At 70.2% G+C, this 23,174-nt stretch carries 21 protein-coding genes; 14 read left to right on the top strand and 7 right to left on the bottom strand.

What is annotated here, in order from left to right; translation table 11 throughout:
* The first annotated feature begins 4 nt into the window (after positions 1–4).
* From ACTOQ1_RS29810 to ACTOQ1_RS29820, 3 genes are read left to right on the top strand one after another with little or no spacing between them, the layout of a single operon-like run.
* Positions 5–1,108 (top strand): endonuclease domain-containing protein, encoded by a 1,104-nt coding sequence (locus ACTOQ1_RS29810; protein WP_440071286.1) that lies wholly within the window; start codon positions 5–7, stop codon positions 1,106–1,108.
* Positions 1,098–1,802, top strand: a complete 705-nt coding sequence (locus tag ACTOQ1_RS29815) for a hypothetical protein (protein WP_440071287.1) — start codon at positions 1,098–1,100, stop codon at positions 1,800–1,802. The genes ACTOQ1_RS29810 and ACTOQ1_RS29815 overlap by 11 nt, the downstream gene beginning before the upstream one ends.
* Entirely contained in the window at positions 1,799–5,083 is a 3,285-nt protein-coding gene (locus ACTOQ1_RS29820) for a helicase HerA domain-containing protein (protein WP_440071288.1), read from the top strand. Before ACTOQ1_RS29815 ends, ACTOQ1_RS29820 begins: the two co-directional genes overlap by 4 nt.
* Before the next feature lie 48 nt (positions 5,084–5,131).
* Here the strand turns inward: ACTOQ1_RS29820 and ACTOQ1_RS29825 are convergent, their stop codons facing one another.
* Positions 5,132–5,818 (bottom strand): nucleoside/nucleotide kinase family protein, encoded by a 687-nt coding sequence (locus ACTOQ1_RS29825; RefSeq protein ID WP_440071289.1) that lies wholly within the window; start codon positions 5,816–5,818, stop codon positions 5,132–5,134.
* Positions 5,819–5,919: 101 nt separating this feature from the next.
* Positions 5,920–7,125, bottom strand: coding sequence for an RNA-guided endonuclease InsQ/TnpB family protein (locus ACTOQ1_RS29830; protein ID WP_440071290.1), 1,206 nt, complete (start codon positions 7,123–7,125; stop codon positions 5,920–5,922).
* 57 nt (positions 7,126–7,182) lie between these two features.
* On the opposite strand from ACTOQ1_RS29830, the gene ACTOQ1_RS29835 reads away from it, so the two are divergent.
* The 3 genes from ACTOQ1_RS29835 (at position 7,183) to ACTOQ1_RS29845 (ending at position 9,268) form a co-directional block, all read left to right on the top strand.
* On the top strand, positions 7,183–7,320 hold the full coding sequence (locus tag ACTOQ1_RS29835; RefSeq protein ID WP_440071291.1) for a type II toxin-antitoxin system Phd/YefM family antitoxin: 138 nt from the start codon (positions 7,183–7,185) through the stop codon (positions 7,318–7,320).
* A 206-nt stretch (positions 7,321–7,526) separates the two neighbouring features.
* A complete protein-coding gene (locus tag ACTOQ1_RS29840) occupies positions 7,527–8,027 on the top strand; it encodes a SigE family RNA polymerase sigma factor (protein ID WP_440071292.1) in 501 nt (166 codons plus the stop codon).
* Entirely contained in the window at positions 8,024–9,268 is a 1,245-nt protein-coding gene (locus ACTOQ1_RS29845) for a TolB family protein (protein ID WP_440071293.1), read from the top strand. The genes ACTOQ1_RS29840 and ACTOQ1_RS29845 overlap by 4 nt, the downstream gene beginning before the upstream one ends.
* Before the next feature lie 102 nt (positions 9,269–9,370).
* Here the strand turns inward: ACTOQ1_RS29845 and ACTOQ1_RS29850 are convergent, their stop codons facing one another.
* On the bottom strand, positions 9,371–10,105 hold the full coding sequence (locus ACTOQ1_RS29850) for a GntR family transcriptional regulator (RefSeq protein ID WP_440071294.1): 735 nt from the start codon (positions 10,103–10,105) through the stop codon (positions 9,371–9,373).
* A 137-nt stretch (positions 10,106–10,242) separates the two neighbouring features.
* Between ACTOQ1_RS29850 and ACTOQ1_RS29855 the strand changes: the two genes are divergently transcribed.
* From ACTOQ1_RS29855 to ACTOQ1_RS29875, 5 genes are all read left to right on the top strand, one after another.
* Positions 10,243–11,529 (top strand): extracellular solute-binding protein, encoded by a 1,287-nt coding sequence (locus ACTOQ1_RS29855; protein ID WP_440071295.1) that lies wholly within the window; start codon positions 10,243–10,245, stop codon positions 11,527–11,529.
* Positions 11,530–11,612: 83 nt separating this feature from the next.
* Positions 11,613–12,668 (top strand): carbohydrate ABC transporter permease, encoded by a 1,056-nt coding sequence (locus ACTOQ1_RS29860; protein WP_440071296.1) that lies wholly within the window; start codon positions 11,613–11,615, stop codon positions 12,666–12,668.
* A complete protein-coding gene (locus ACTOQ1_RS29865) occupies positions 12,665–13,555 on the top strand; it encodes a carbohydrate ABC transporter permease (RefSeq protein ID WP_440071297.1) in 891 nt (296 codons plus the stop codon). Before ACTOQ1_RS29860 ends, ACTOQ1_RS29865 begins: the two co-directional genes overlap by 4 nt.
* A gap of 218 nt (positions 13,556–13,773) precedes the next feature.
* Positions 13,774–15,069 (top strand): beta-N-acetylhexosaminidase, encoded by a 1,296-nt coding sequence (locus tag ACTOQ1_RS29870; RefSeq protein WP_440071298.1) that lies wholly within the window; start codon positions 13,774–13,776, stop codon positions 15,067–15,069.
* Positions 15,070–15,109: 40 nt separating this feature from the next.
* Complete coding sequence (locus ACTOQ1_RS29875; RefSeq protein ID WP_440071299.1) at positions 15,110–16,516, top strand: cellulose binding domain-containing protein; 1,407 nt, start codon at positions 15,110–15,112, stop codon at positions 16,514–16,516.
* Here the strand turns inward: ACTOQ1_RS29875 and ACTOQ1_RS29880 are convergent.
* Together ACTOQ1_RS29880 and ACTOQ1_RS29885 are read right to left on the bottom strand one after the other, a co-directional pair.
* Complete coding sequence (locus ACTOQ1_RS29880) at positions 16,513–17,799, bottom strand: MFS transporter (protein ID WP_440071300.1); 1,287 nt, start codon at positions 17,797–17,799, stop codon at positions 16,513–16,515. The two genes, ACTOQ1_RS29875 and ACTOQ1_RS29880, sit on opposite strands and share 4 nt — an antisense overlap.
* A gap of 177 nt (positions 17,800–17,976) precedes the next feature.
* Positions 17,977–18,600 carry a TetR/AcrR family transcriptional regulator gene (locus ACTOQ1_RS29885; protein ID WP_440071301.1) on the bottom strand — a complete coding sequence of 208 codons (624 nt, stop codon included), beginning with the start codon at positions 18,598–18,600 and terminating at the stop codon, positions 17,977–17,979.
* 104 nt (positions 18,601–18,704) lie between these two features.
* Between ACTOQ1_RS29885 and ACTOQ1_RS29890 the strand changes: the two genes are divergently transcribed.
* Complete coding sequence (locus ACTOQ1_RS29890) at positions 18,705–19,913, top strand: cytochrome P450 (protein ID WP_440071302.1); 1,209 nt, start codon at positions 18,705–18,707, stop codon at positions 19,911–19,913.
* An 8-nt stretch (positions 19,914–19,921) separates the two neighbouring features.
* On the top strand, positions 19,922–20,131 hold the full coding sequence (locus tag ACTOQ1_RS29895; RefSeq protein ID WP_440071303.1) for a ferredoxin: 210 nt from the start codon (positions 19,922–19,924) through the stop codon (positions 20,129–20,131).
* Positions 20,132–20,134: 3 nt separating this feature from the next.
* Here ACTOQ1_RS29895 and ACTOQ1_RS29900 read toward each other — a convergent pair whose 3' ends face one another.
* Positions 20,135–20,719, bottom strand: coding sequence for a hypothetical protein (locus tag ACTOQ1_RS29900; RefSeq protein WP_440071304.1), 585 nt, complete (start codon positions 20,717–20,719; stop codon positions 20,135–20,137).
* Positions 20,720–21,025: 306 nt separating this feature from the next.
* On the opposite strand from ACTOQ1_RS29900, the gene ACTOQ1_RS29905 reads away from it, so the two are divergent.
* The gene (locus ACTOQ1_RS29905; protein WP_440071305.1) at positions 21,026–21,937 is read left to right on the top strand and encodes a TIGR03619 family F420-dependent LLM class oxidoreductase; all 912 of its coding nucleotides are present in this window, start codon (positions 21,026–21,028) and stop codon (positions 21,935–21,937) included.
* Positions 21,938–22,229: 292 nt separating this feature from the next.
* Here the strand turns inward: ACTOQ1_RS29905 and ACTOQ1_RS29910 are convergent, their stop codons facing one another.
* On the bottom strand, positions 22,230–22,955 hold the full coding sequence (locus ACTOQ1_RS29910; RefSeq protein ID WP_440071404.1) for a helix-turn-helix domain-containing protein: 726 nt from the start codon (positions 22,953–22,955) through the stop codon (positions 22,230–22,232).
* Positions 22,956–23,174 lie beyond the last annotated feature (219 nt).

A 23,174-nucleotide genomic window follows, 5' to 3' on the forward strand; every position in this document is an offset into this window, starting at 1 on the left:
TGGCGTGGCAGGATCATGGGCGGAGCTGCCGATAGGGCGCGTCGTACGCGTTCACGGCGCGGACGCCGATGCCATCGCCCTTTCGATCGACCCGCTCCCCGATGACACTCCGGCGATTGTCACCTACTTCGCGGGCGACACCCGATCCATGACGGAAATGGTCTCCTCGGTTTTGCGCGAGCTGGAAAAGGCCGCCATCGGCCTGTTTCCGGCGTGGCTGCCGGGAGCGGAGGGCATCGGCGGCCCCGGTGGCGCGGGCAGGCGCGCCGTACGCGTGCTGGCGCTGCGGACCGCGTCCGCGACCGAGCACTTCGGCCCCTTTCTGGCAGACCTCGCCGAACGCGCGCTTCGCGATGCCGGAACTCCCGCCCGACGGACACCCAGGGAGGCGAGAGCGCAGCGCTCCCCCGGATTCGCGGCCGAGGTACGGGCCGCCGGTCTCGGACGGGTGATCGCCGCCAGCTTCGGCCGATCCCGCGCGGCCGTCCTCGTACACGTACCGGCGGACCTTTCCCCGGCCGCCGAGGAGTCTCTCGTCACGGGATGCGAATGGCTGGCCCATCACGGCGACCTGGGTGTCTGGCTCACCGGCGCCCCGTTGACCACCGTGGACCGGATCGCCGTGACGCCCCTGCGACTACCGGCCGAGGTGACGGACCTCGTCCGCGATCTACCGGCACCGCCGATGCTCCGGCCCGATACCCGTACGGGGCCCATGGCCACGTACCCGCCCGTGGCTGGGAGGCCGCATCCGGCGAGCGTCGCCGAGCGAACGCTGGAGACCGCGCTTGCCGCGTGCGACTGGGCTGCGGGGCGGGCGTGGAACCAGACCCACCGGCCGCACCCGCTCGTCAACCCGATCCGGGTGGACCTGCTCTGGCGGGACGAGCGGTGTGTCATCGAGATCGACGGACCCGAACACCATTCCGCCCTCGCGTACGCGGCAGACCGGCAACGGGACGTACGGCTCCAACTCGACGGTTACGCGGTGCTGCGCTTCACCAACGCGCAGGTGATGACCGATACGGAAACCGTGCTTCACCAGATAAGGCGATTTCTCCGGGGCCGTCGCCCCGGTGTGTTGGAAGGACTGGAACATGCCCGATAAAGCACTTTCGCTGCCGGAAATCGCCGCACTCCTGGTGCTGATGATCGAGGCGAGAGAGATCTCCAATGTGGAGCTCAAGGAACGTCACGGTCTGACACTCACCGGAAAACCGCGTCAGAACCTGAACGACCTGAAGCTGGTGGAGAGCCGGAAGGAAGGACGCGCGTTCGTCCACGTGCTGACCGACGCCGGATGGGCCTGTCTGACCGACGAACTTCGCGCCGGAATCGTCATACCGCAGCGCTCGGGCTCGGCGGGGACCGCGCTCCGCGCCGTCCTGTCCGGCCTGCAGGGATTCATGGAGCGATCCGGGCACAGCCTCGCCGACGTCTTCGCGGAGAACACCATCCCGGCGACCACGATGTCCTCCGACGCCCCGGCACCTGCGGTCTCCTCGAATGACCCCGCGCCGTCGTCCGCGACTCCCACGCCGGATGTCGAGGAGCGCATCCGTGCCGCCTACCGCGAGCTGACCACCAAGCCGGGCGCCTGGGTGAGCCTCACGAAGCTCCGTCCGCTCCTGGGCGAGGTGACGAGGGCGAGAGTCGACGAGACCCTCGTCCGGATGAACCGCATGCCGGACGTGAACATCGTTCCCGAGGCCGACCAGAAGAAGCTGTCCAAGGAAGACAGGGACGCGGCGGTGACCATCGGCGAGCAGGAGAAGCACCTCCTCTGGATCGAGGCGCGATGACGGATGAGGAGCGCAAAGCGCTGGCGGAGCTCAAGCTCAGGCTGAACTCGGCGATGGTCCCCGACGACGTGTGGAACACCTCGCCGTTCCATGTGAGAGGCCTGCACCGCCACACCGGCCAGCTCCTGCTCGACGGGCTGGGCGAGGCCGGGGAGAGCCGCGCCGCGAGCCCGATCGGCGTGGTCGTCCAGGGCCAGCGGGGCACCGGTAAGACGCACCTGCTGGGCTGGGCACGCGACCGGGTGCTGCGGGAGGGCGGATACTTCTTCCTGGTAAGCCTGCTGGACGCCAGGAGCTTCTGGGAGAGCGTCGTGGTGTCGATGCTCGACAGCCTCTCCCGTAAGGCGCAGGAGGACGGGGCGAGCCAGCTCAAGGTCTTCCTGGACCGCCTGTCGTCGCTGGTCGAGGTCCCGCGGATGGTGCGGCGCGCGGTGACCGGGAACACGACCCTGACGAGGGAGGCCCTCGACGCCTTCGTCGATGCGCTGCGCCGCTTCGACGGGCCGTTGGGCCGGGAGAGCCAGAACACCGCGCGGGCGCTCGTCCTGCTCACCTCCGACGACCTGACAGCGCAGGACATCGGGTTCGCCTACCTGTCCTCCATCCCCGAGGAGGAGCCGGGCGAGCGCGCCCTATGGGGTCTCCGGCGAGGCGAGAAGTCGCCGCAGGAGATCGTGAGGGACATCTCGCGGCTCATGGCGCTCACCGGCCCCTCCGTGATCGCGGTCGACCAGCTCGACATGCTCATCGCGCAGTCCTCGATCGCCGGTGTCAGCGACTCGGAGCAGAACTGGCGCGAGGCCCTCGTCGTCGAGCAGGTCGCGGGCGGGCTGATGTCGCTGCGGGAGGTCACCCGCAGGACGCTGACGGTCATCTCCTGCATCCCGACGACCTGGATCCTCATCGAGAAGCTCGCCACCGACACCGTCCAGGACCGGTTTCGGCAGACGGTCCAGCTCATGACCATCCCCGATGCCAAGGTCGGCCGCGCCCTGGTCGAGCGGCGGTTCGCGCTGCCGTTCCGGGATCTCGACTTCACCCTGCCCTATCCGACATGGCCCGTGCGGCCGTCCGCGTTCGAGGACGCCCCCGACTTCACCCCCCGGGAACTGCTGAAGATTGTCGATCGGCACATACACTCCTGCCTGACCGACGGCGAGATCAGGGAGCTGGAGAGCCTCCGATCCTCCACTGAACCGGGGCCGGTCGTCGGCCCCAAGCCTTCGGCCTCCTCGGGGGATCTCGCGGCGCTGGACGCCCGCTTCACCGAGTTGAGGGACACCGCGGACGTGACCTCGGCGACCGGTTCCACCACGGAGGACACGACGATGCCCGCCCTGTTGGCGGCGGGGCTCGACGCCTGGATCACCGAGCGGGGCGACGCGGGACGAATGTTCAGCCAGGATCCCCCACCGAGCGCGAAGCCTCCCCTGCACGCGCGCCTGCGGCGCAGCCTGGACGAGACCACCGAGGACGAGGCGCACTGGTGCTTCCGCGCGATCGCCACCACGCACGGCAACGCCGCGCTGGTCCGGCTGCGCGGCGCCTCGGTGGCGGCGGGCCTGGACGCCGAGGTCCCGAAGCGGAAACTGTTCGTGCTGCGGAACGCGGAGTGGGCGAAGGGACCGCGTACTCGTGAGGTCCTCGCGGAGTTCGAGCGGGCGGGCGGCAGGGTGCTCCGCGTGGACGAAGAGGACCTCAGGATCCTCGCGGCGCTCCGCGACCTGTTCGCCGAGAACTCAGAGAACCCCGAGAACCTGCGGGCGTGGCTCGTCTCGCGGAAGCCCACCGGTGACGTCAAGATGCTCGGCGAGGCACTGGGGGATGAGTGGACCGTTCCTGACGAACGCCCTGATCCCGACGAACCGCGCTCTCCCTCCGTCTTCGACGAACCGTCCGGCCGCGCTGTTTCCGAAGAAACCGGGGCGCCGGAGCACGTCACCGCACTCATCGCGGCCGAGCACGGACCCACCGCCACAGAAGAACCTCTCGTGGGCCCCGGGGGGAGGCCCCATACGAGGCCCGCCGCGAACCGCGCGCCGTCCGTCGCGCTCGGCAGAGCGGTAGCCGACGGCACCTCCCTCGACATCGACCTGGAGTCGCTCAGGAAACACACCGCGATCTTCGCCGGATCGGGGTCGGGGAAGACCGTTCTCATTCGCGGTCTGATCGAGAAGTGCGCGATCCAGGGCGTGTCGGCCATCGTGCTCGATCCCAACAACGACCTGGCACGCCTGGGAGACCCGTGGCCGCACGCGCCGGCGCACTGGGACGCCGGTGACGCCGCGAGGGCCGAGGAGTATCACGCCAACACCGATGTCGTGGTCTGGACGCCGCGCCGCAGCATGGGCCGTCCCCTCAGCTTCCAGCCTCTTCCCGACTTCGCGAGCGTCGTCGACAATCCCGACGAGTTCACCGAGGCCGTCGAGGTGGCCGTCGCCTCCATCGTGCCGCGGGTCAAGCTGGAGGCCAGGACGGCCAAGGCTCAGCTCGGACAGGCGGTGCTCAGGGAGACGCTCAGGCACTACGGGCGGCGGGGGGCGGGCGGTCTCAGGGGTTACATCGCGATGTTGTCGGCGCTGCCCGACGGGGTGAGCGAGCTCGACAACGCGGAGAAGATCGCGGCCGACCTAGCTCAGAGCTTGACCGCGGCCATGGTCAACGACCCGATGTTCGGCGGCGAGGGCGTGCCGATGGACCCCGGCCTCCTGCTGACCCCTCCCCCGGGGAAGAGGGCCCGAGTCTCGGTGATCAGCCTTGTCGGGTTGCAGTCGGACTACCAGCGGCAAAGTTTCGTGAACCAGCTGCAGATGGCCCTGTTCGCCTGGATCAAGAAGAACCCGGCCGGTGACCGGCCATTGGGCGGGCTGTTCGTGATGGACGAGGCTCAGACGTTCGCCCCGTCCGGCACGATGACGGCTTGCACGCAGAGCACTCTGGCCCTGGCCTCCCAGGCGCGTAAATACGGGCTTGGTCTCGTGTTCGCGACCCAGGCCCCCAAGGGACTGCACAATCGCATTCCGGGGAATGCCGCGACCCAGTTCTTCGGCCTGCTGAACAGCCCGATCCAGATCTCCGCCGCCAGAGAGATGGCCCAGGCCAAGGGGAGCGACGTCACCGACATCTCACGACTGCGGACGGGGGAGTTCTACGCGGCGACTGCGGGGGCGGCGTTCGCGAAGGTGCGGATCCCCATGTGCCTGAGTCACCATCCCAAGGACCCACTCAGCACCGAGGAGGTCATCGAGAGGGCCGGGAGGCCGATGAGGGACTCCGGATAGCCTCTCCGTGCGTCGGCACCTACCTCGCCGGGCCCGGGCCGGTCTCCGTCAAGCGGGCCCCGTCTCGCTGTCGCCGATCGAGCGCAGGACGGCGTCGGGGACGACGAGGTCGGCGCGGGAGCGGGTGGTGGCGATGAGGTCGGCGTTGCGCTGGTCGGTTCCCAGCGCCCAGGCCACCGCCGCGTCGGGGTCCTTGCCGAAGCGCTCGTGCCGCGAGACGAGGCGGCGCACGCGCTCGTCCGGGTCGAGGTCGCAGTACCAGACCTCGTGCAGCCAGGACCGCACGCGCACCCAGTCGCCCTGGTCGAGCAGCAGGTAGTTTCCCTCGGTGACGACGAGCCGGGCGGCCCGCGGGACCGGGATGCTGCCGGCGATCGGCTGCTCCAGGTCGCGCTCGAAGGCCGGCGCGTAGACCGGATCGTCCTCGTCCTCGCGCAGGCGGCGCAGGAGGGCCGCGTACCCGGCGGCGTCGAAGGTGTCCGGGGCCCCCTTGCGGTCGCGGCGCCCGAGCCGGTCGAGCTCGACGTCGGCGAGATGGAAGCCGTCCATCGGCACGTACGCCACCCACTCCCGCTCCGGCAGCCCCTCGGGAGGCGCCGGCCGCAGCAGGCGGACCAGGTGTTCGGCGAGGGTGGTCTTGCCCGCCCCCGGGCCTCCGGTGACGCCGAGCAGCGCGCGGCGCCCCTCCCGTACGAGGGAGCGCGCCCGGACCACCAGGTCGTCGAGGGATGTCATCGGGGCAGACCGCCCCGAACCGGGACAGCCGAGGTGGTCATCATCTGAACGAACTTGACGTGCTCCACGGCCTGAAGGTCGGGGATTCTCGCAGGTGCCGCTCATGCGGCACCCCGAAGGCTTCCTGCTTCATCGGCGTCTGCCACCGCGAGCGGTGGTCTTACGTCACCTCCACAAGCGTTTAACCTGTCCGCCCGCCCGGCGGCCAGGATGTTGATCGCCGCGTTGACGTCCCGGTCGTGAGCCGCGCCACAGGCGCAGATCCACGACCGGACGTCCAGCGGCATCGACGCGGCGAGGACGCCGCACGCCGAGCACAGCTTCGACGACGGAAACCACCGATCGATCTTCGCGAAAGTCCGCCCGTACCGCTTCGCCTTGTACTCCAGCATGGCGACGAACTGCGACCAGCCCGCGTCGTGCACGCTCTTGGCCAGCTTCGTGCGCGCCAAGCCGGACACCGCCAGGTTCTCCACGTACACCGCTTGGTTGTCGCGGATCAACGCGGTGGACAGCTTGTGTGCCCAGTCCCGGCGCGTGTCGGTCACCGTGGCATGCGCTCTGGCAACCTTTAATCTGGCCTTCTCGCGGTTCGCCGAACCCTTCTGCGTGCGACTGTGCGCCTTGTGCGCCTTACGGAGCTTCTTGGCCGCCCGCCGCAGGATGCGCGGGTTGCTGATCTTCCGGCCGTCCGACAGCACCGCGAAGTGCGTGAGCCCCAGGTCGATACCGACCTCGGACGCGACGTCCGGCACAGGCTCAAGAGGCTCATCGGTCGTCTCGACCACGAACGACGCGAAATAACGGCCCGACGCGTCCTTGACCACCGTCACCGACGACGGCTGCGACGGCAGGGGACGCGACCAGCGGACCGACACCTCCCCGATCTTCGGCAGGCGCAGCTTCCCGCCCACCGTGACGACGAATCGGGCGTTCTTGGTGAACCGAACGCTCTGCCGGTTGTCCTTGCGGGACCTGAACCGGGGCGGGCCCACCGTGCGACCCTTACGCTTACCGGACAGGGAGGCGAAGAAGGTGCGGTAGGCGGTGTTGAGATCGGCGAGCGCCTGCTGAAGAACCACCGCTGATACCTCGCCCAGCCACGCGCGCTCCCCAGTGAGCTTCGCCTGCGTGATGACCCGCTTGGACAGCTCCCCGTCACAGAGGTAGGGCAGGCCTTGGTCTCGGGCGTCCTGGCGTGCGCGCAACCCGTCGTTGAACACCACCCGGGCGCACCCGAACGCCCGGGCCAGCGCGACACGCTGGTCGGCGTCGGGGTAGAGCCGGTAGTTGTAACGAAGCTGCACGGCCCCAAAGGTATCGCGGACTTCATGACCGAACGTATGAATTCCATGACCGAACGTATGAGTGTTCGACACCTCCGCGACCGGTTGGGCCGCCCCATCGACGTCGCCCACTTCACCGGCGAACCCACCATCGTGGAGCGACACGGGCAACCCCGCGCCGTCCTGGTGCCCTACGCATGGTGGGCCGAGCGGTAAGACCTGGAAGATCAGGGCACGCTCACGCCCTGGCGGGCACTCCCCCGCGGGCCTTCACCCCCGGCCTGAAGGCCGAAGCACTGGCCCGCATTTCGGTAGCCGAGCCGCCCGCCGACATCCAGCGCGGCCTGTACGCATCGACGGCGCGGTGCAACGTTTCCGGGTTCTTCGGCGTCTAGGCCATGACGATGGAGAAGGGACGGCATGTGGACGACGAACCCGGTTTTGACGACTTCGCGGCCGAGCGGGGTGAGGCTCTGCTCCGCTACGCGTACGTTCTGACCGGCAACCCCCACGACGCCGCCGATCTCGCGCAGGAGGCGCTGACCCGGTTGCGCGACGCCTGGCCGAGGGTGCGGCGCAAGAGCGACGCGCACGGTTACGCCCGGACGACGATGGCGCGGCTGCACGTCAGCATCTGGCGGCGGCGCAGGCGCGAGCATCTCACCGAAGAGCCGCCCGAGCGGACCTGGGAGGCGGTCTTCCCCTCCGAGGAGGACCAGGGGCTCTGGCAGGAGCTGGCCGCGCTGCCCCGCAGACAGCGCGCCGTGCTGGTGCTCCGCTACTACGAGCAGCTGGCCGACGCCGAGATCGCCGAGGTGCTCCGCATCTCGCAGGGGACCGTGCGCAGCCAGGCCTCCCGCGGCCTGGACAAGCTGCGGTCCTCCCTCTCCACCTCACCTGCGGCCCACGGGAGCACGCGATGACCGACATCGAAGACAAGCTCACCCGCGTTCTGGCCGGGGCGGCGGACCAGGTGCCCGAGCAGGCGAGGACCAGGCTGTCCGCGGCGGTCCGGGCACGCCGCCGCCCCCGGCGGGCGCCCGCCGCGCTGCTCGCGGCGGCGGCCGTGGTCGTGGTGGCCGGTGGGGCGGGTACGGCGGTGCGGGTTCTGGGCTCGCCGGCCGTGAAGCAGCCCGCGGTGAACGCCACGGACGCGCAGGGACCGATGCCCCAGCCGACCCTGAAACCGGAGGAGAAGCCGCCGCCCATCGAGCGGGTATGGCCGCAGGCCCTGCACAAGCTACCCGTCAAGCTGCCCGACGGCCGCGCTTACATCCCGCAGTTGCTCATCGACGACCGCACGCTGCTCGTCAAGACGGCGAAGGGTGACGGGAGGAGGCAGTTCCTGTGGAGCTACGACCTGGAGAGCGGCAGGCCCCGGCGGATCGCCGAGATCCCGGCCGGGAATTCGACGTCCCCTTCCCAAGACGTCGCCGCGGGCGGTGGAAACATCGTCTGGTGGACGTCGTACAAGGAGCCGGGCCGGCAGCGGGTCGTGCGGATCTGGGCGGTGCCCGTCGGCGGCGGCAGCCCTCGAAAGGTGACCGACGTCTCCCTGGACGTCACGAGAAAAGGCCGCCACATCCAGGCGTTGGAAGTGGTGGGCTCCGACGTGGTCTTCACCCGCGACGGCTTCGGGGTGTACCGGGTGCCGCTGCGCGGCGGCGAGCCGCGGGCGGTGCCGGGGACCGAGGGGCAGTACCTCCTGCGGTGGCCCTGGGTGGGCCACCACACCGATCGGGACGCCCCGGACAGGCATGTCGACTTCAGCGAGCTGTTCAACGTCGAGACGGGGGAGCGGCGTGGCGCCGTGGTCAAGCCCGACGAGAACTTCGTCTTCTGCGGCGTCGACCGGTGTTCCGGCCAGCGCGTGCCCAAGGGATCCGACCCACGCGCCTTCGTCCGCGACCGTGACGGTTCCGGGGAGCGGACGGTGCCTTTCGATGTCCGGGTGTTCGATTCCGGCATGGAGCGGTTCTACCTGAGGATGCCCATGGAGGGTGGCATCTTCCTCTACGACCTGCTCACCGGCACGTCCTCCGACCTAGGCATACAACGGGACAAGAGAGGAGGCATGCGCATCCCCGACATCGGCTTCGACCGGCTGATCACCTATCAGCTCGGGGAGAAGATGTACGTCGTGGATCTGGCCGCGATCAAATGAGGGAAGGACCGGGGCTCATGCCCGGCCCGGCGGGCTCCCCCGAGGAGAGGCGGCCGGGGCGGGCCCCGGGGTCGGCCGAGGCCGGCCGGGACCAGACGGGAATCAGCCGGAGTCGGCGTTGAAGGACAGCTCGGAGGTCACCCGGTAGCGGTCGCCGCGGTAGATCGACCGGGTGAACTCGACGATCCGGCCGCCGACGTCGCGGGTGGTGCGCTCGAAGAGCAGGGCCGGGGCGTGCTGGGGGACGTGCAGGAGCTCGGCCTCGGTCTCGTCGGTGACGGTGGGCTCTATCGTCTGCACGGCGCTGCGGACGTCGACGTTGAAACGTTCCCGTAGCAGCCGGTAGAACGAGCCCGACTCCATGTCGGCCGGGACCAGGCCGTCGACCAGGGCGTACGGCAGGTGGATGCGCTCGATCGCCATCGGCTCGTCGTCGACGACGCGCAGCCGCACGACCCGCAGGACGGGGTCGGCGGGGGAGAGCTGGAGGCGGGCGGCGAGCCTGGCGCCCGCGGGGGTGGAGCCGAACTCCAGGATCCGGCTGAGCCAGTTGCCCTCGGCGGGCGGCGCGTAGAACGAGTTGCCCGTGGTCGAGGCCAGTGCCTGGGTGACCCGGTGCGGTCCGGTGAACGTGCCGCGCCCGTGCTCGCGGACGAGCAGCCCCGACATGACCAGATCGTCGATCGCCGCGCGCACCGTGGGCCGGGAGACCCCGAGCTCCTTGCAGAGATCCCGCTCGGAGGGGATCGCCTCGCCCGGCTTCATGTCGGCGATGAAGTCGAGCAGGACGTCGCGCACCCGGTCGCGCTTGAGCCCGGACCTCATGTTTAGAGTCACCGCCTCAGCTTACCAAGACCTTACCTATTTGTTACCTCTCGTCCCCGAAAAAACAGGCCTTGACGACAGAAGTGGTAAGAGCCACCCTATGCGGAGCAGGCCAATTACTTACCAATATCTGACCTCTAGGAGTACCGATGGGGTACCGCCTCCGCGCCACCGCGGCAGTGTTGACACTCGCCGCAGGCCTCACCGCATGCGGCTCCTCCGGGCCGTCCCCCTCCACGGACTCGCCCGGCTCGGCCGGCACCGGACAGGGCACCACGAACCTGACCGTGTGGGTCATGCGCGACAGCTTCTCCGACGCCCTGCTCGACCGCTTCCGCACCGACTACCAGGCGGCCCACCCCGGCGTCGCCCTCGACATCCAGATCCAGGAGTGGGACGGCATCGGCCAGCGGGTCACCAGCGCTCTGGCCAGCAACGACGCCCCGGACGTCATCGAGGTCGGAAACACCCAGGTCGCCGAGTACGCCGCCAGCGGCGGGGTGAAGGACCTCACCGACAAGATCACCGATCTGGGCGGCGCCGACTGGCTGCCCGGCCTGGCGGAACCCGGCAAGATCGACGGACGCCAGTACGGCATCCCGTGGTACGCCGCGAACCGGGTGGTCATCTACAACAAGGACCTGTTCGCCAAGGCCTCGATCACCTCGCCGCCCAAGACCAGGGACGAGTGGCTGGAGGTCACGGCCAAGCTCGACAAGGGCGGTGACCAGGGCATCTACCTGCCCGGCCAGAACTGGTACACCCTCGCGGGATTCATCTGGGACGAGGGCGGCGACCTCGCCGTCAACGAGGGCGGCACCTGGAAGGGCGGCCTCGGCACCCCCCAGGCGCAGGCCGGGGTCGAGTTCTACCGGAAGCTCCAGGCGCTGGGCAAGGGCCCCAAGGACTCCGACGAGGCCAGGCCGCCGCAGGCCGACGTCTTCGCCAAGGGCGACGTCGCCCAGCTCATCTCCGCCCCGGGCGGCGCGGTGGCGATCGAGAAGGCCAACCCGGACCTCAAGGGCAAGCTCGGGTTCTTCCCCATCCCCGGCAAGACCGCCGACAAGCCGGGCGCGGTGTTCACCGGCGGCTCCGACCTGGTCATCCCCGAGGCGTCGAAGAACCCCGAGGCGGCGTACGAGGTGGTCAAGGCGCTCGCGGGCGAGAAGTTCCAGACCGACATGGCCAAGGAGATGAGCTACGTGCCCAACCGCGTCTCCCTCGCCGGCGTGCTGAGCGACAACGAGGCGACGGCCGCGATGGCCGCGGGCGCCGCCAACGGGCACGCCACCCCCAACTCCCCCAACTGGGCGGCGGTCGAGGCCAAGAACCTGATCAAGGAGTATCTGACCAGGGTGCTCACCGGAGGCGACCCCGCCACCGAGGCCACCGCGGTGGACCAGGGCATCGCCGAGATCCTCAACACCAAGTCCTGACACCTGTCCACCGCGCACCGGCCCGCGGGAGACCGCGCCGGATCCCCACCCGTCCGTACCGCTCGCCCGCTTCGAGGAGTGCCATGCCCGCTGCCCCCCAGGCCCCGGCGGGGCGCCCGACACGGCGGCGCGCCCGCGACCGGGACGCCTCCGCACCCGAGCAGCCCGAACAGTCCGGGCAGTCCGGACGACCGGGACCGCCCGAGCGGCCGGGACCGTCCTCGGCGCGCTCCGGGGCGCGGCCGTCCAGGATCGCCGGTCTCTGGCCCTACCTGCTGATCGCGCCCACCCTGGCGGGTACCGCCTACCTGCTGCTCTACCCGCTGATCCGCAGCGTCGTCATCTCCTTCCAGCACTTCAGGACCGGTGAACTCATCCGGGGCGGCGCGGAGTTCGTCGGCCTGGGCAACTACGCGGAGGTGCTCGGCGGGGCGGAGTTCTGGGCCGTGGTGCGCAGGACCCTGGTCTGGACGGCCGTCAACGTCGTCCTGATCATGGTCATCTCCACCGCGGTGGCCCTGATGATCGCCCGCCTGGGCCGGGGGATGCGCCTGGCCGTGCTGGGCGGCCTGGTGCTCACCTGGGCCACCCCCGTCCTCGCCGCCACCACGATCTTCCAGTGGCTGTTCCAGTCGCGGCTGGGGGTGGTCAACTGGCTGCTGGTCACGCTGGGGTTCGAGTCCTTCAGGGACTACACCTGGTTCGCCGACGGCACGTCCACCTTCGCCATCCTGGTCGCCCTGGTCGTCTGGCAGTCCGTGCCGTTCGCCGCCCTCACCCTCTACGCGGGGCTGACCACCATCCCCTCCGAGCTGTACGAGGCCGCGCGGATCGACGGCGCGAGCGGGCGGCAGGTCTTCACCGCCGTCACCTTCCCCATCCTGCGACCGCTCTTCGGGCTGATCGCCTCGCTGGAGGTGATCTGGGTGTTCAAGTGCTTCGCCCAGATCTGGGCGATCAGCAAGGGCGGCCCCGGAGAGGCCACCACCACGCTGCCCGTCTACGCGTTCCAGGTCGCGCAGTCGCTCCACAAGTACGACCTCGGCTCGGCGATCTCCACCCTCACCGTGCTGATCCTGATCGCCCTGCTGGTCACCCACCTCCGGCGGATGCTCAAGCACGAAGGGGAGGAACCGTGACAGTCCTGACGCCCGGCCGCCTGACACCCGGCCGCACACCGCCCGTCCGCCTGACACCCGGCCGCCTGCTGCGCCGCGCGCCGCTGAACCTGGCGGCCCTGGCCGTGCTGGCCGTCTCGGTCTTCCCCGTCTACTGGATGGTGCTGACCGCGTTCAAGCCCACCAGGGACATCCAGTCGCAGACCCCGACCTTCTGGCCCGCCGACCCCACCCTGGATCACTTCGCGACCGCGGTGAGCGCGGACGGTTTCTGGACGTTCTGGCGTAACAGCCTCACCGTCACCGCGAGCGCGGTGCTTCTCGCCCTGGTGGTCGCGCTGCTCGCCGCGTTCGCGGTGGCCCGGATGCGCTGGCGCGGGCGCAAGGCGTTCATCCTGATGGTCTTCATCGCCCAGATGGCCCCCTGGGAGGCACTGCTGGTGTCGATGTTCATCATCGCCCGCGACACCAACATGCTCGACAAGCTGTCGATGCTCACCCTGATCTACTTCATGACGACGCTGCCGTTCACCATCGTGACCCTGCGCGGGTTCCTCGCCGCCATCCCCCCCGAACTGGAGGAGTCGGCGCTGATGGACGGGTGCGACCGGGCGACCGCCTTCCGCCGGGTGGTCCTGCCGCTGCTCGCCCCCGGCCTGATGTCCACCTGCCTGTTCGGCTTCATCACCGCGTGGAACGAGTTCGCCTTCGCCAACGCACTGATCATCAAGAACCAGGACGACCGGACCCTGCCGGTCTGGCTCTCCTCCTTCAGCAACGTCTTCGGCACCGACTGGGGAGCCACCATGGCCGCCTCGACCCTCTTCATGCTGCCGGTGCTGCTGATCTTCCTCGTCCTGCAGCGCAGGGTCACCTCGGGAATGATCGCCGGCGCCGTCAAGGGGTGAGCGGGCCTACCCGGGCCCTCTCCCCGCCACACCCTGCCCCCCGCCACGACCTGCTCCCCGCCCCGCTCTCCCACCGCCACGCCTTCCTGTCGCCATGCCCCCTCACAGCCGTGCCCCCTCACAGCCGTGCCCCCACAGTCCTGCCCCCTCACAGCCATGCCCTCCCTCCCACCGTCCACAGGCGTGCCCTCCCGGGACGCCGCGAAGGGAAGACCAACGTGATCATTCCGAGGCCACGGGAAGTGGCCGTCGACGGAGGCTCCGTCGCGTTCCGGCGGGACCTCCTGCGGCTGATGCCCGACGACCCGTCCCTCGACGAGGAGGGCTACCGCCTCGACGTCTCCCCCTCCGGCGTCGAGCTCACCGCCGGCGGCCCGGCCGGCCGCTTCTACGGCACGCGGACCCTCTCCCAGCTGGGGCCGCTGATCCCCTACGGGACGATCGAGGACCGGCCGAGGTTCGCCTGGCGCGGGGTGATGCTGGACGTCGCCCGGCACTTCATGCCCAAGGCGTTCGTCCTGCGCCTCGTCGACCTGCTCGCCGAGCACAAGCTCAACGTGCTGCACCTGCACCTCACCGACGACCAGGGATGGCGCCTGGAGATCGAGCGCCACCCCCTGCTCACCGAGGTCGGCGCCCGGCGCGGCGGCTTCTACACGCGGGACGACATACGGGAGATCGTCGCGTACGCGGCGGAACGCTTCGTCACCGTGGTGCCCGAGATCGAGATGCCCGGCCACGCCCAGGCCGCCATCGCCGCCTACCCGCACCTGGGCAACGACCCGTCCCGCGCGGTGGAGGTCTGGTCCGAGTGGGGGATCAGCGAGCATGTCCTCAACCTCGAGGAGTCCACCGTCCGTTTCTGCCAGGACGTGCTCGACGAGGTCTGCGAGCTCTTCCCGAGCCCGTACGTGCACGTCGGAGGGGACGAGTGCCCCACCACCGAGTGGGAGCGCAGCCCCCGGGCGCGGCAGCGGCTGGCGGAGCTGGGGCTGGCGGGCCCCCGGGACGCGTGCGCCTGGTTCATCGGCCGGATGGCCGCGCACCTGGAGAAGCACTCGCGCAAGCTGGTCTGCTGGGACGAGCCCGAGCGCGAGCCCACCCCCGGCACGACCGTCATGGTCTGGCGCGACGAGCAGGCCGAGCGCGGCGGCAACGACATCATCCTGGCGCCGCACACGCGGACCTACTTCGACTACCGCCCCTCGGCCGCGCCCTTCGACGACCATCCGGCCGATCCGGACCGGCCGACCGTCCAGGAGAGCGTCCTCACCCTGGCCGACACCTACGCGTTCGCACCCGACCCGGCCGCGCGGGGCGTGCAGTGCCAGCTGTGGACCGAGTACATGCCCACGCCGGAACGGGTCGAGTTCATGGCCCTGCCCAGGATGTGCGCCTTCGCCGAGGTCGCCTGGGGCTCGCCCGGCGACTATCCCGACTTCCTCCGGCGGCTCGGCCCGCACCTCGCCCGGCTCAGCGCCCAGGGCGTCCGCGGCGGCCCGCTCATCCCCTAGATCCGGCACCTCCCGGGAAACACCCAGGAAAGGAAAGAAAGTGCGCAGAAAGCTGTTACTCGGCGGGCTCGTGTCCGCCATGCTGCTCGCGATGGTGGGCGTCGCGGCCAACCCGGCCAGCGCCCAGCAGTCCCTCAGGCTCCAGTACAAGACGAGCGCCACCGGAGCGACCGCCGACCAGGTCGAGCCGTGGTTCAACCTGGTCAACGGCGGCACCTCGGCCGTGTCGCTGAGCGGCGTGAAGATCCGCTACTACTTCAAGGCGGACGCCGGATCGCCGCAGTACCGTTTCGCGTGCTCGTGGGCGGTGGTCTCCTGCTCCACGGTCACCGGGACCTTCGGCACGCTCTCCCCCGGCACGGCCACCGCCGACCGCTACCTGGAGGTGGGCTTCACCTCGGGGAACCTCGCGGTCGGGGCGCAGACCGGCGACCTGCAGCTGCGCTTCCACCGCTCCGACTGGCAGCGGCTGACCCAGAGCGACGACTACTCCTTCGGCCCGGCGCGCACGACGTACGGCGACTGGACCAAGGTGACCGTCCACCAGAACGGCGCCCTGGTCTGGGGCACCTCCCCCTCGGGCGGCGGCGGCGACCCGACCCCGACGCCCACCCCCACGATCACGAACCCTCCCGGGGGCAGCGGCGTGGTGTTCGACGACTTCGCGTACAGCAACGCCGACGACCCGAACATCTCCGCGCACAACTGGACCGTGCGCACCAACGCCGGTGGCCCCGGCGTGCCCGGCGCCGGCTGGCCCAAGCAGAACGTGACCTTCCCCACGATCTCCGGGACGAACAAGGCGCTGCAGCTCAAGGCCGTCACCGACGGCACCGCCTCGGGCACCCAGCAGTCGGAGGTGCTGCACCAGCGCAAGTTCCTGGAGGGCACCTACGCGGCCCGGGTGAAGTTCTCCGACACCCCGGTCAGCGGTCCCGACGGGGACCACGTCGTGCAGACCTTCTTCACGATCACCCCCCTCGCCGCCGACATGGACCCCGACTACAGCGAGCAGGACTTCGAGTATCTGCCCAACGGCGGCTGGGGCGAGCCCGCCAACATCATGTACGCCACGTCGTGGGAGACCTACCGCAACGAGCCCTGGCAGGCGGTGAACGTGCACACCGAGGTCAGGCAGAGCTACGCGGGCTGGCACGACCTGGTTCTCCAGGTCTCCGGCGGCCAGATCAGGTACTACATCGACGGCGCCCTCTTCGCCGAGCACGGCGGCGACTACTACCCGGAGACGGTCCAGTCGGTGAACTTCAACCTCTGGTTCATCAGCGGCGGCCTGGTCGGCAGCTCGACCTCGCGTGACTACGTCCAGCAGGTCGACTGGTTCTACCACTCCAAGAACGAGGTCGTCGCCCCCGCCACCGTCCTGAGCCGCGTCAACGGCTACCGCTCCGCCTCGACCACCTGGGTCGACACCGTCCCCAACCCCTAACCGCCCTCCCGAGTGTGAGTACGGCCCGCGGTCTCCCCAGACGCGGGCCGTACGGCTTCCTCGGCGGCCGGCGCCCGGAGAGCGCGGACCTGGGGGGAGAGCAGCGCCGCGAGCGTGGCGACCACGACGAGACCGGAGCAGCCGAGAAGGGCGGTGCCGGGACCGACGGCGGCGGCGACGGGACCGGCGACGAGAATGCCGAGGGGCGCCAGGGCCAGGGACCCGAACCAGTCGTAGGAGCTGACGCGGGAGAGCGCGTCGGGAGGCACCTCGCGCTGCATGGTGGTGGTCCACAGCACGCCGAACACGTCCCCGGCCACCCCGGCGGCGAACATCGCGGCCACGATCGTCCACAGCGGTGCCCCGGCTCCGAGGAGCACCATCGGCAGCGCCGTGGGAAAGGTGGCCAGGACGGCGAGGAGCATGGGGCGCCGGGGCCGCAGGCGCGCGGCGAGGCCCGCGCCCGCGACGGTTCCCAGCGCCTGGGCCGTGACGATCAGCGCCCAGGAGCTCGCTCCGTCCAGGTCCCGCTCGGCGATCAGGGGACCGAGCACGCCGACGTTGGCCCCGACGGCGGCGACGACGAAGGCGTACTGGAGCACCACGACCCACAGCCACTGGCGTGAGACGAACTCCCGCCAGCCGTGCCGCAGGTCGGACCAGCCGGATCCCATGGACACCCGGAGGCGCCGGGGCAGGCGCATGGCGCGGATCAGCGCGGCGCTGACGAGGAACGAGACGGCGTTGAGCGCCAGGGCCCACCCGGCGCCGACCAGGGCGACGGCGACACCGGACAGCGCCAGCCCCAGCACCATGGCGCCGTTCCTCGCGACCCCGAGCAGCGCGTTGGCCTCCTGCAGCCTCTCCCGGGGCACGACCTCCGGCACCACGCCGGTCATCGCCGGTACGAACAGGGCGGTGGCCACCCCCGCCAGGGTCGCCAGCAGCGCCACCGCCGGGATCGGCGCGTCGCCGGTCAGGAGCATCACCGCCAGCCCACCGTACGCGGCGGTGCCCAGAACGTCGGCGATCACCATCAGGCCTGACCGGGAGAACCGGTCGGCCAGCACTCCGCCGACGAGGATGAGCAGCAGCTGCGGCACGGCCTGGCAGGCGAGCACCAGCGACAGCTGCGCGGGGGTGCTCCCGGGGATCGCGAGCACGCCGAACGCCAGGGCCACCCGGGCGAAGCCGTCCCCCAGCACGGAGATCGTCCGAGCCGAGGCGAGCAGGACGAAGCGCCTCTCCCTCAGCAGGACCGCGGTGGGAGAGGACGTCGCCATGTCACGTCAGCGTAGACGCGAAAGCGTCACCGGCGGCATACCAGGGAGATCCGCCGGTCCGAGGTATGGAGCGGCGTGGCCGTGCGCGACGCGGGGAGAAGGGCGAGGCCGGGACGGCGAAGGGGGGCGGCGCGGAAGGCAGGCGGGACGAGGCAATGCCCGCGAGACGGGACGAGGTCAGGACACCCGCGAGGCGGCGGCGCGAAGGGCCGACAGGGCGTACTCGGTGGCCCGGCGACCGGACTCCAGCATCTCCTCCGGTGAGGCGCCGTTGCTCATGCTGACGAAGGCGGCGAGCTTGCCGCCGCCGATCACCGCGCCGACGGCCGCCGACGCCTCGACGAGACTCAGCTCCTCCGGGCATGCCCGGTGCAGGGCCTCGGCGAGCTCCCGCTGGCCCTCGAAGAGGAGCAGCAGGCTACGCGCCCGCAACGAGGGGACGGTCATGACGAGGTAGTTGACCGGGCCTATCTCCCTCTGCAGTTGCCCGTCGAGGACGAGTTCGGAGAAGACGGAGGTGACGGCACGGGTCAGCAGGTCGATCGCCCGGTCTCCCGGACGGGGCTCCGCGACCACCCGCAGCACGCGATCGAGGCCGTCGCGCGTGTTGGAGAAGATCACGTCTTCCTTGCTCGCGAAGTAGCTGAAGAAGGTGCGCGTCGAGACGTCGGCGGCCGCGGCGATCTCCGAGACGGTGGTCTGCTCGTAGCCCTTCTCCATGAAGAGCTCCAGTGCGGCGGCGATGAGCGCGTGCCGGGTGCGGAGCTTCTTGCGTTCGCGCAGTCCCGGGACCTCACTCATGCGAGCAGCTTAATGCATCTGAGCATACTTTGCACCTATTGTAATTTTGCACACGATGTAGTTTTCTGGATGGGACGAAGCGCATCACCGCAGAGGAGCGCGAGATGACACAGTCCCACCCCGCCCACCCGGAAGCGGTCACCTTCCCCTTCGGACGTCCCAGCCCCTTCGAACCGCCCGAGCGCCTGGCCTCGCTGCGCGAGGAGCGGCCCGTCGCCCCGATGGCGTACCCGGACGGCACGACGGGCTGGCTGGTGACCGGCTACTCCGCCGTACGGGCGATCCTCGCCGACCCCCGGTTCAGCTCCCGGCGCGAGCTGCTGAACGTCCCGGTGCCCTTCCCGCTGATGCAGGAGATGCGCCGCCCGGCCGACCCCGGCCTGTTCATCCGGATGGACCCGCCCGACCACACCCGCTACCGCAAGCCGCTCACCGCGCAGTTCACGGTGCGGCGGATGAAGCAGCTGGAGCCCAGGATCCAGGAGATCACCGAGGAGCGGCTCGCCGCGATGGAGAAGGCCGGGCCTCCCCAGGACCTGGTGCGGGAGTTCGCGCTGCCCATCCCCTCGCTGGTGATCTGCGAGCTGCTCGGCGTCCCGTACGCCGACCGCGACGAGTTCCAGCGGTCCACCGCGGTGCTGCTGAACCTGGAGTCCTCCGTCGAGGACATCCGCGCGACGATCGTCCGCTTCGGCGCGTTCTTCCTCCGGCTCATCGAGGCCAAGCGGGCCGACCCGGCCGACGACCTGCTCAGCGGATTGATCACGAGCGGCGACCTGACCGACCAGGAGCTGAGCAACATCGGGTTCCTGCTGCTCGCCGCCGGGCACGAGACGACCGCGAACATGCTCGGCCTCGGCACGTTCGCCCTCCTCCAGCACCCCGACCAGCTCGCCGCGCTGCGCGCCGACCCCTCGCTGATCGACAACACGGTCGAGGAGCTGCTGCGCTACCTCGGGATCATCCACGTCGGCCCGCTCCGCGCGGCCCTGGAGGACGTCGAGGTGGAGGGGCAGCTCATCAGGGCCGGAGACCCGGTGACCCTCTCGCTCCTGGCCGCCAACCGCGACCCCGCGCGTTTCTCCGACCCCGACCACCTGGACATCACCAACCCCGCGACCGGGCACCTGACGTTCGGGCACGGGCTGCACCAGTGCCTCGGCCAGCAGCTCGCCCGCGTGGAGATGCGCACCGCGTTCCCGATGCTGTTCGACCGCTTCCCCGGCCTGCGCCTCGCCGTGCCGGCGGAGGAGGTCCCGATGCGGGACACGATGTCCATCTACGGTGTACGGGAGCTGCCGGTCAGATGGTAGGAGGGGACATGAAGGTCACCACGGACGTGGCGCGGTGCATCGGAGCGGGCATGTGCGTGCTCACCGCGCCCGAGGTCTTCGACCAGAGCGAGGACGAGGGCACCGTCGTGCTCCTCGACGACACGCCCCCGCCCGAGCTGCACGCCGCCGTCCGCCGGGCCCGGCAGCTGTGCCCCTCGGGCGCCATCTCGGTGAGCGACCAGGGCGACGAGTCCTGACGGTCAGCCGGCCGACGGGACGTAGGGGAAGGTCCGGGTCGGCCTGGCGGCGACCGAGTCGCTCATCAGGCCGATCGTGAGCGCGGTGTTGGTGGCGAGGGAGAACATCACGTCCGGCGCGTTGTCGGTGAGCGAGCGGCCGTTCCACCCGGCGAAGCCGTAGACCGCCGGGGTGCCGACGGTGTACGGCAGCACGTTGGGGAAGATCCTGTCGGCGACCGACCTGCCGTACGCCCGCGGGTCCTCGGCGGTGCCGTAGGCGCCGACGCGCCGGTCGTCACCGGCGACGGGAAGCAGGTCGCCGTCGGGGACCTCCAGCACGATGGCGTACACCCTGTTCCCGACGAACAGGTTCTTCGCGCCCGCCGGGTCCCACGAGGACAGGTCGGCCCTGGCGCCTTCAGCGAAGGCCTTGCCGATCGCGGCGAGGACGTCGGGTTCGATCCAGAAGGGATCGCTCGCCTCGCCGGCCCACAGCCGCAGGCCGCCGCCGGCGTCGATCCGCCGGCCGGTGGTCCCCTGGACGATCATGGCACCGGACGCGCCGGCATCGCGGGCCTCCGCACCGGCGAGGCGGCGCAGCTCCACGTCCTACTCCCCCGCCGCGTCGCGGCCCGCCCGCTCCCGCTGGGAACAATCCCCCAGGCTGAGCAGGACTTTTCCCTCAAGGTCAGTCAATCCCCGCTGATCACTCCGGATGACCTGCGCCCGGCTGAACATCGCCCCCGGGTTCGGTCAACTCCGCGCCCGTGAGAACCCGCGGCGGCGTCCGGGACGGACCGCGCCGCGCCCCCGGTATCCCATCCGGGAAGGTCCGGGAAAGACAGCAAGATTCCCGCGGTCACTCCGACCACTCTTCGAAAGGCGTACCCCAACGACCATCGGAGAACGAAGATGAGCCTTCCCCGCATCGGCGTCAGCCTGCCGCACTTCGGGCCGCACGCCGGTCCCGACGCCGTCGTCACCGTGGCGCGGGCGACCGAGCGGCTCGGCTTCCACGCCGTGTCCGTCAGCGAACGGCTGCTCATGCCCGTCGGGCCGGACTGGACCAACGACGCGGGCCTGCCCGAGTCCCATGTCTGGGACTCGCTGGAGATGCTGACCTGGGCCGCCGCCCACACGGAACGGATCCGGGTGAGCACCGGGATCGTGAACTCGATCTTCCAGCCGCCCGTCGTCCTCGCCCGCAGGCTCGCCACGCTCGACCGGCTGTCCCGTGGCCGCCTCGACGCCGGGATCGGCCAGGGCGGCGGCACGATGGAGCCGCCGCGCTACATCCCCGAGGAGTTCGTCGCGGCGGGCGTGCCCGCCTCCCGCAGGGGTGCCGGTTTCGCCGAGCACGTGGCCGCGATGCGGGCCTGCTGGGGCCCCGACCCCGTCGAGCATCACGGCCGGTTCTACGACATCCCGCCGTCCCTGGTCGGGCCGAAGCCCTTCAAAAGCACCATCCCGCTGTTCATCGGCGCCCTGACCCGGCACACCGTCGAACGGGCCGCGCGCATCGGCGACGGCTTCGTCACCGTTGCCCTGGACTGGGACGAGACCCGCACCAGGATCCGGTGGTACCGGGACGCGGGCGGCACCGGCACGGTCGTGGTGAACACGATCCAGGCACACCCCGGCACCCCGATCACGCCCGCCACGTTCACGGACGCCGTGCTGACCGACCTCGACCGCGCCGCGAAGGCCGGCGCCGACGAGATGCACCTCACCCTCAACCTCAAACCCATCGCCCCGGACGACCAGGTCGAGTTCCTGGAGGCACTCGCCGCCGAACTCGGCCTGCCTGACGGCCTGTCCCGCTGATCCATGTTCGACGGAGGACTGTTCCCGGTGGAGACGGTCGTGATCCGTGACCTCGTCATGGGCGATCCCGCCACCGGCCGCGTGCTCCAGCTCGCCACCTCGTACCTGCCCGCCGACCTCGCCGCCGGCACGATCCTCGCCGAGGCCCGATCTCCGTTCCCCATCACCGTCACGGCGATCGGCCGATCGCGGCCGCCGGATCAACGGCATTCGCGAAGAGCGGTCGTCCTCCGAGCGCAAGATCTCTTCGGAGCGTTCCGCGGAACCTGGGGCACATCGAACGCGGCGCGGTTCAGTCCGAGGTCGTTTCGGGTTTCGTGTGGAGGATCTCGCGGGCCTGGTCCGCGGCGCGGGCGATGCTCTCGGAGACGAAGTCGACGAAGCGGGCGATGTTCTCCAGGCGGGCGGCGGCCGGGGTGCCGGGGCCGATGACGCCGACGCCCTGCCGGGCGACCTCGCCGAGGTGGGCGGTGGCGCGGGCGCTGGCCATCGTCGACTGGTACAGGACGTCGTCGTCGACGACGTAGCGCTCGCGGCGGCGTTCGTCGCGTTCCCGGCGGATGAGGCCCTGGCTTTCGAGGAACGTGATCGCCTTGGAGACGGACGCCAGGCTGATCTGGAGGCGCCCGGCGAGCTCGGAGGCGGTGAGGCTGCCGGTGTCGGTGGTGTAGAGGCCGGCCAGCACCCGGGCCGTCATCTTCGGCAGGCCCGATTGCATGAAGACGGTGGCGAGCACCTCCTCGTACGCGCGCACGGCCTCGTCATCGCGTCCGTGCGCCCGCTGGGGCGCGTTGGGGTCCCGGGGCGCGGGGCGCCTACGGCGGTGGGTGCGGTGTTCGGTGGCGCGGTGGGCCAAGTCGGCGCGGTAGGCGGTGGGGCCGCCGTTGCGCATCACCTCACGCGTGATCGTCGAGGTCGGACGGTCGAGGCCCCTGGCGATCTCCGCGTAGGCGAGACCGTCGGCCAGCCCCAGCGCGATCTTCTGGCGGTCCTGCTGGGTGAGTCTGCCTCCCGGCATCGGGGTCCCCCTCGTGGTCTGCGGAAGCCCCAGCATAGCGTTCATTTCCAAGACATTGCAACGGCCAGATTGATGATCATTGCATTGAATTCAAAACCATTGCAACAATTTATCGGCTGCGACCTGTAGTTATAAGCATTGAGTGCAACGAAGAGATTGCCGCATCCGGAAATGCAACGTAGTGTTTCCAACATCAGAAACAACGAGCCGAAGGAAGAC

The organism is Streptosporangium sp. OZ121 (assembly GCF_051918885.1).
Classification (GTDB): Bacteria; Actinomycetota; Actinomycetes; order Streptosporangiales; family Streptosporangiaceae; genus Streptosporangium.

Coding starts and splice junctions, on each gene's coding strand:
- ACTOQ1_RS29815 (WP_440071287.1), top strand. CDS start 1,098: ATGCCCGATAAAGCACTTTCGCTGCCGGAAATCGCCGCACTCCTGGTG.
- ACTOQ1_RS29820 (WP_440071288.1), top strand. CDS start 1,799: ATGACGGATGAGGAGCGCAAAGCGCTGGCGGAGCTCAAGCTCAGGCTG.
- ACTOQ1_RS29825 (WP_440071289.1), bottom strand. CDS start 5,818: ATGACATCCCTCGACGACCTGGTGGTCCGGGCGCGCTCCCTCGTACGG.
- ACTOQ1_RS29835 (WP_440071291.1), top strand. CDS start 7,183: ATGAGTGTTCGACACCTCCGCGACCGGTTGGGCCGCCCCATCGACGTC.
- ACTOQ1_RS29845 (WP_440071293.1), top strand. CDS start 8,024: ATGACCGACATCGAAGACAAGCTCACCCGCGTTCTGGCCGGGGCGGCG.
- ACTOQ1_RS29855 (WP_440071295.1), top strand. CDS start 10,243: ATGGGGTACCGCCTCCGCGCCACCGCGGCAGTGTTGACACTCGCCGCA.
- ACTOQ1_RS29860 (WP_440071296.1), top strand. CDS start 11,613: ATGCCCGCTGCCCCCCAGGCCCCGGCGGGGCGCCCGACACGGCGGCGC.
- ACTOQ1_RS29880 (WP_440071300.1), bottom strand. CDS start 17,799: ATGGCGACGTCCTCTCCCACCGCGGTCCTGCTGAGGGAGAGGCGCTTC.
- ACTOQ1_RS29885 (WP_440071301.1), bottom strand. CDS start 18,600: ATGAGTGAGGTCCCGGGACTGCGCGAACGCAAGAAGCTCCGCACCCGG.
- ACTOQ1_RS29890 (WP_440071302.1), top strand. CDS start 18,705: ATGACACAGTCCCACCCCGCCCACCCGGAAGCGGTCACCTTCCCCTTC.
- ACTOQ1_RS29895 (WP_440071303.1), top strand. CDS start 19,922: ATGAAGGTCACCACGGACGTGGCGCGGTGCATCGGAGCGGGCATGTGC.
- ACTOQ1_RS29905 (WP_440071305.1), top strand. CDS start 21,026: ATGAGCCTTCCCCGCATCGGCGTCAGCCTGCCGCACTTCGGGCCGCAC.
- ACTOQ1_RS29910 (WP_440071404.1), bottom strand. CDS start 22,955: ATGCCGGGAGGCAGACTCACCCAGCAGGACCGCCAGAAGATCGCGCTG.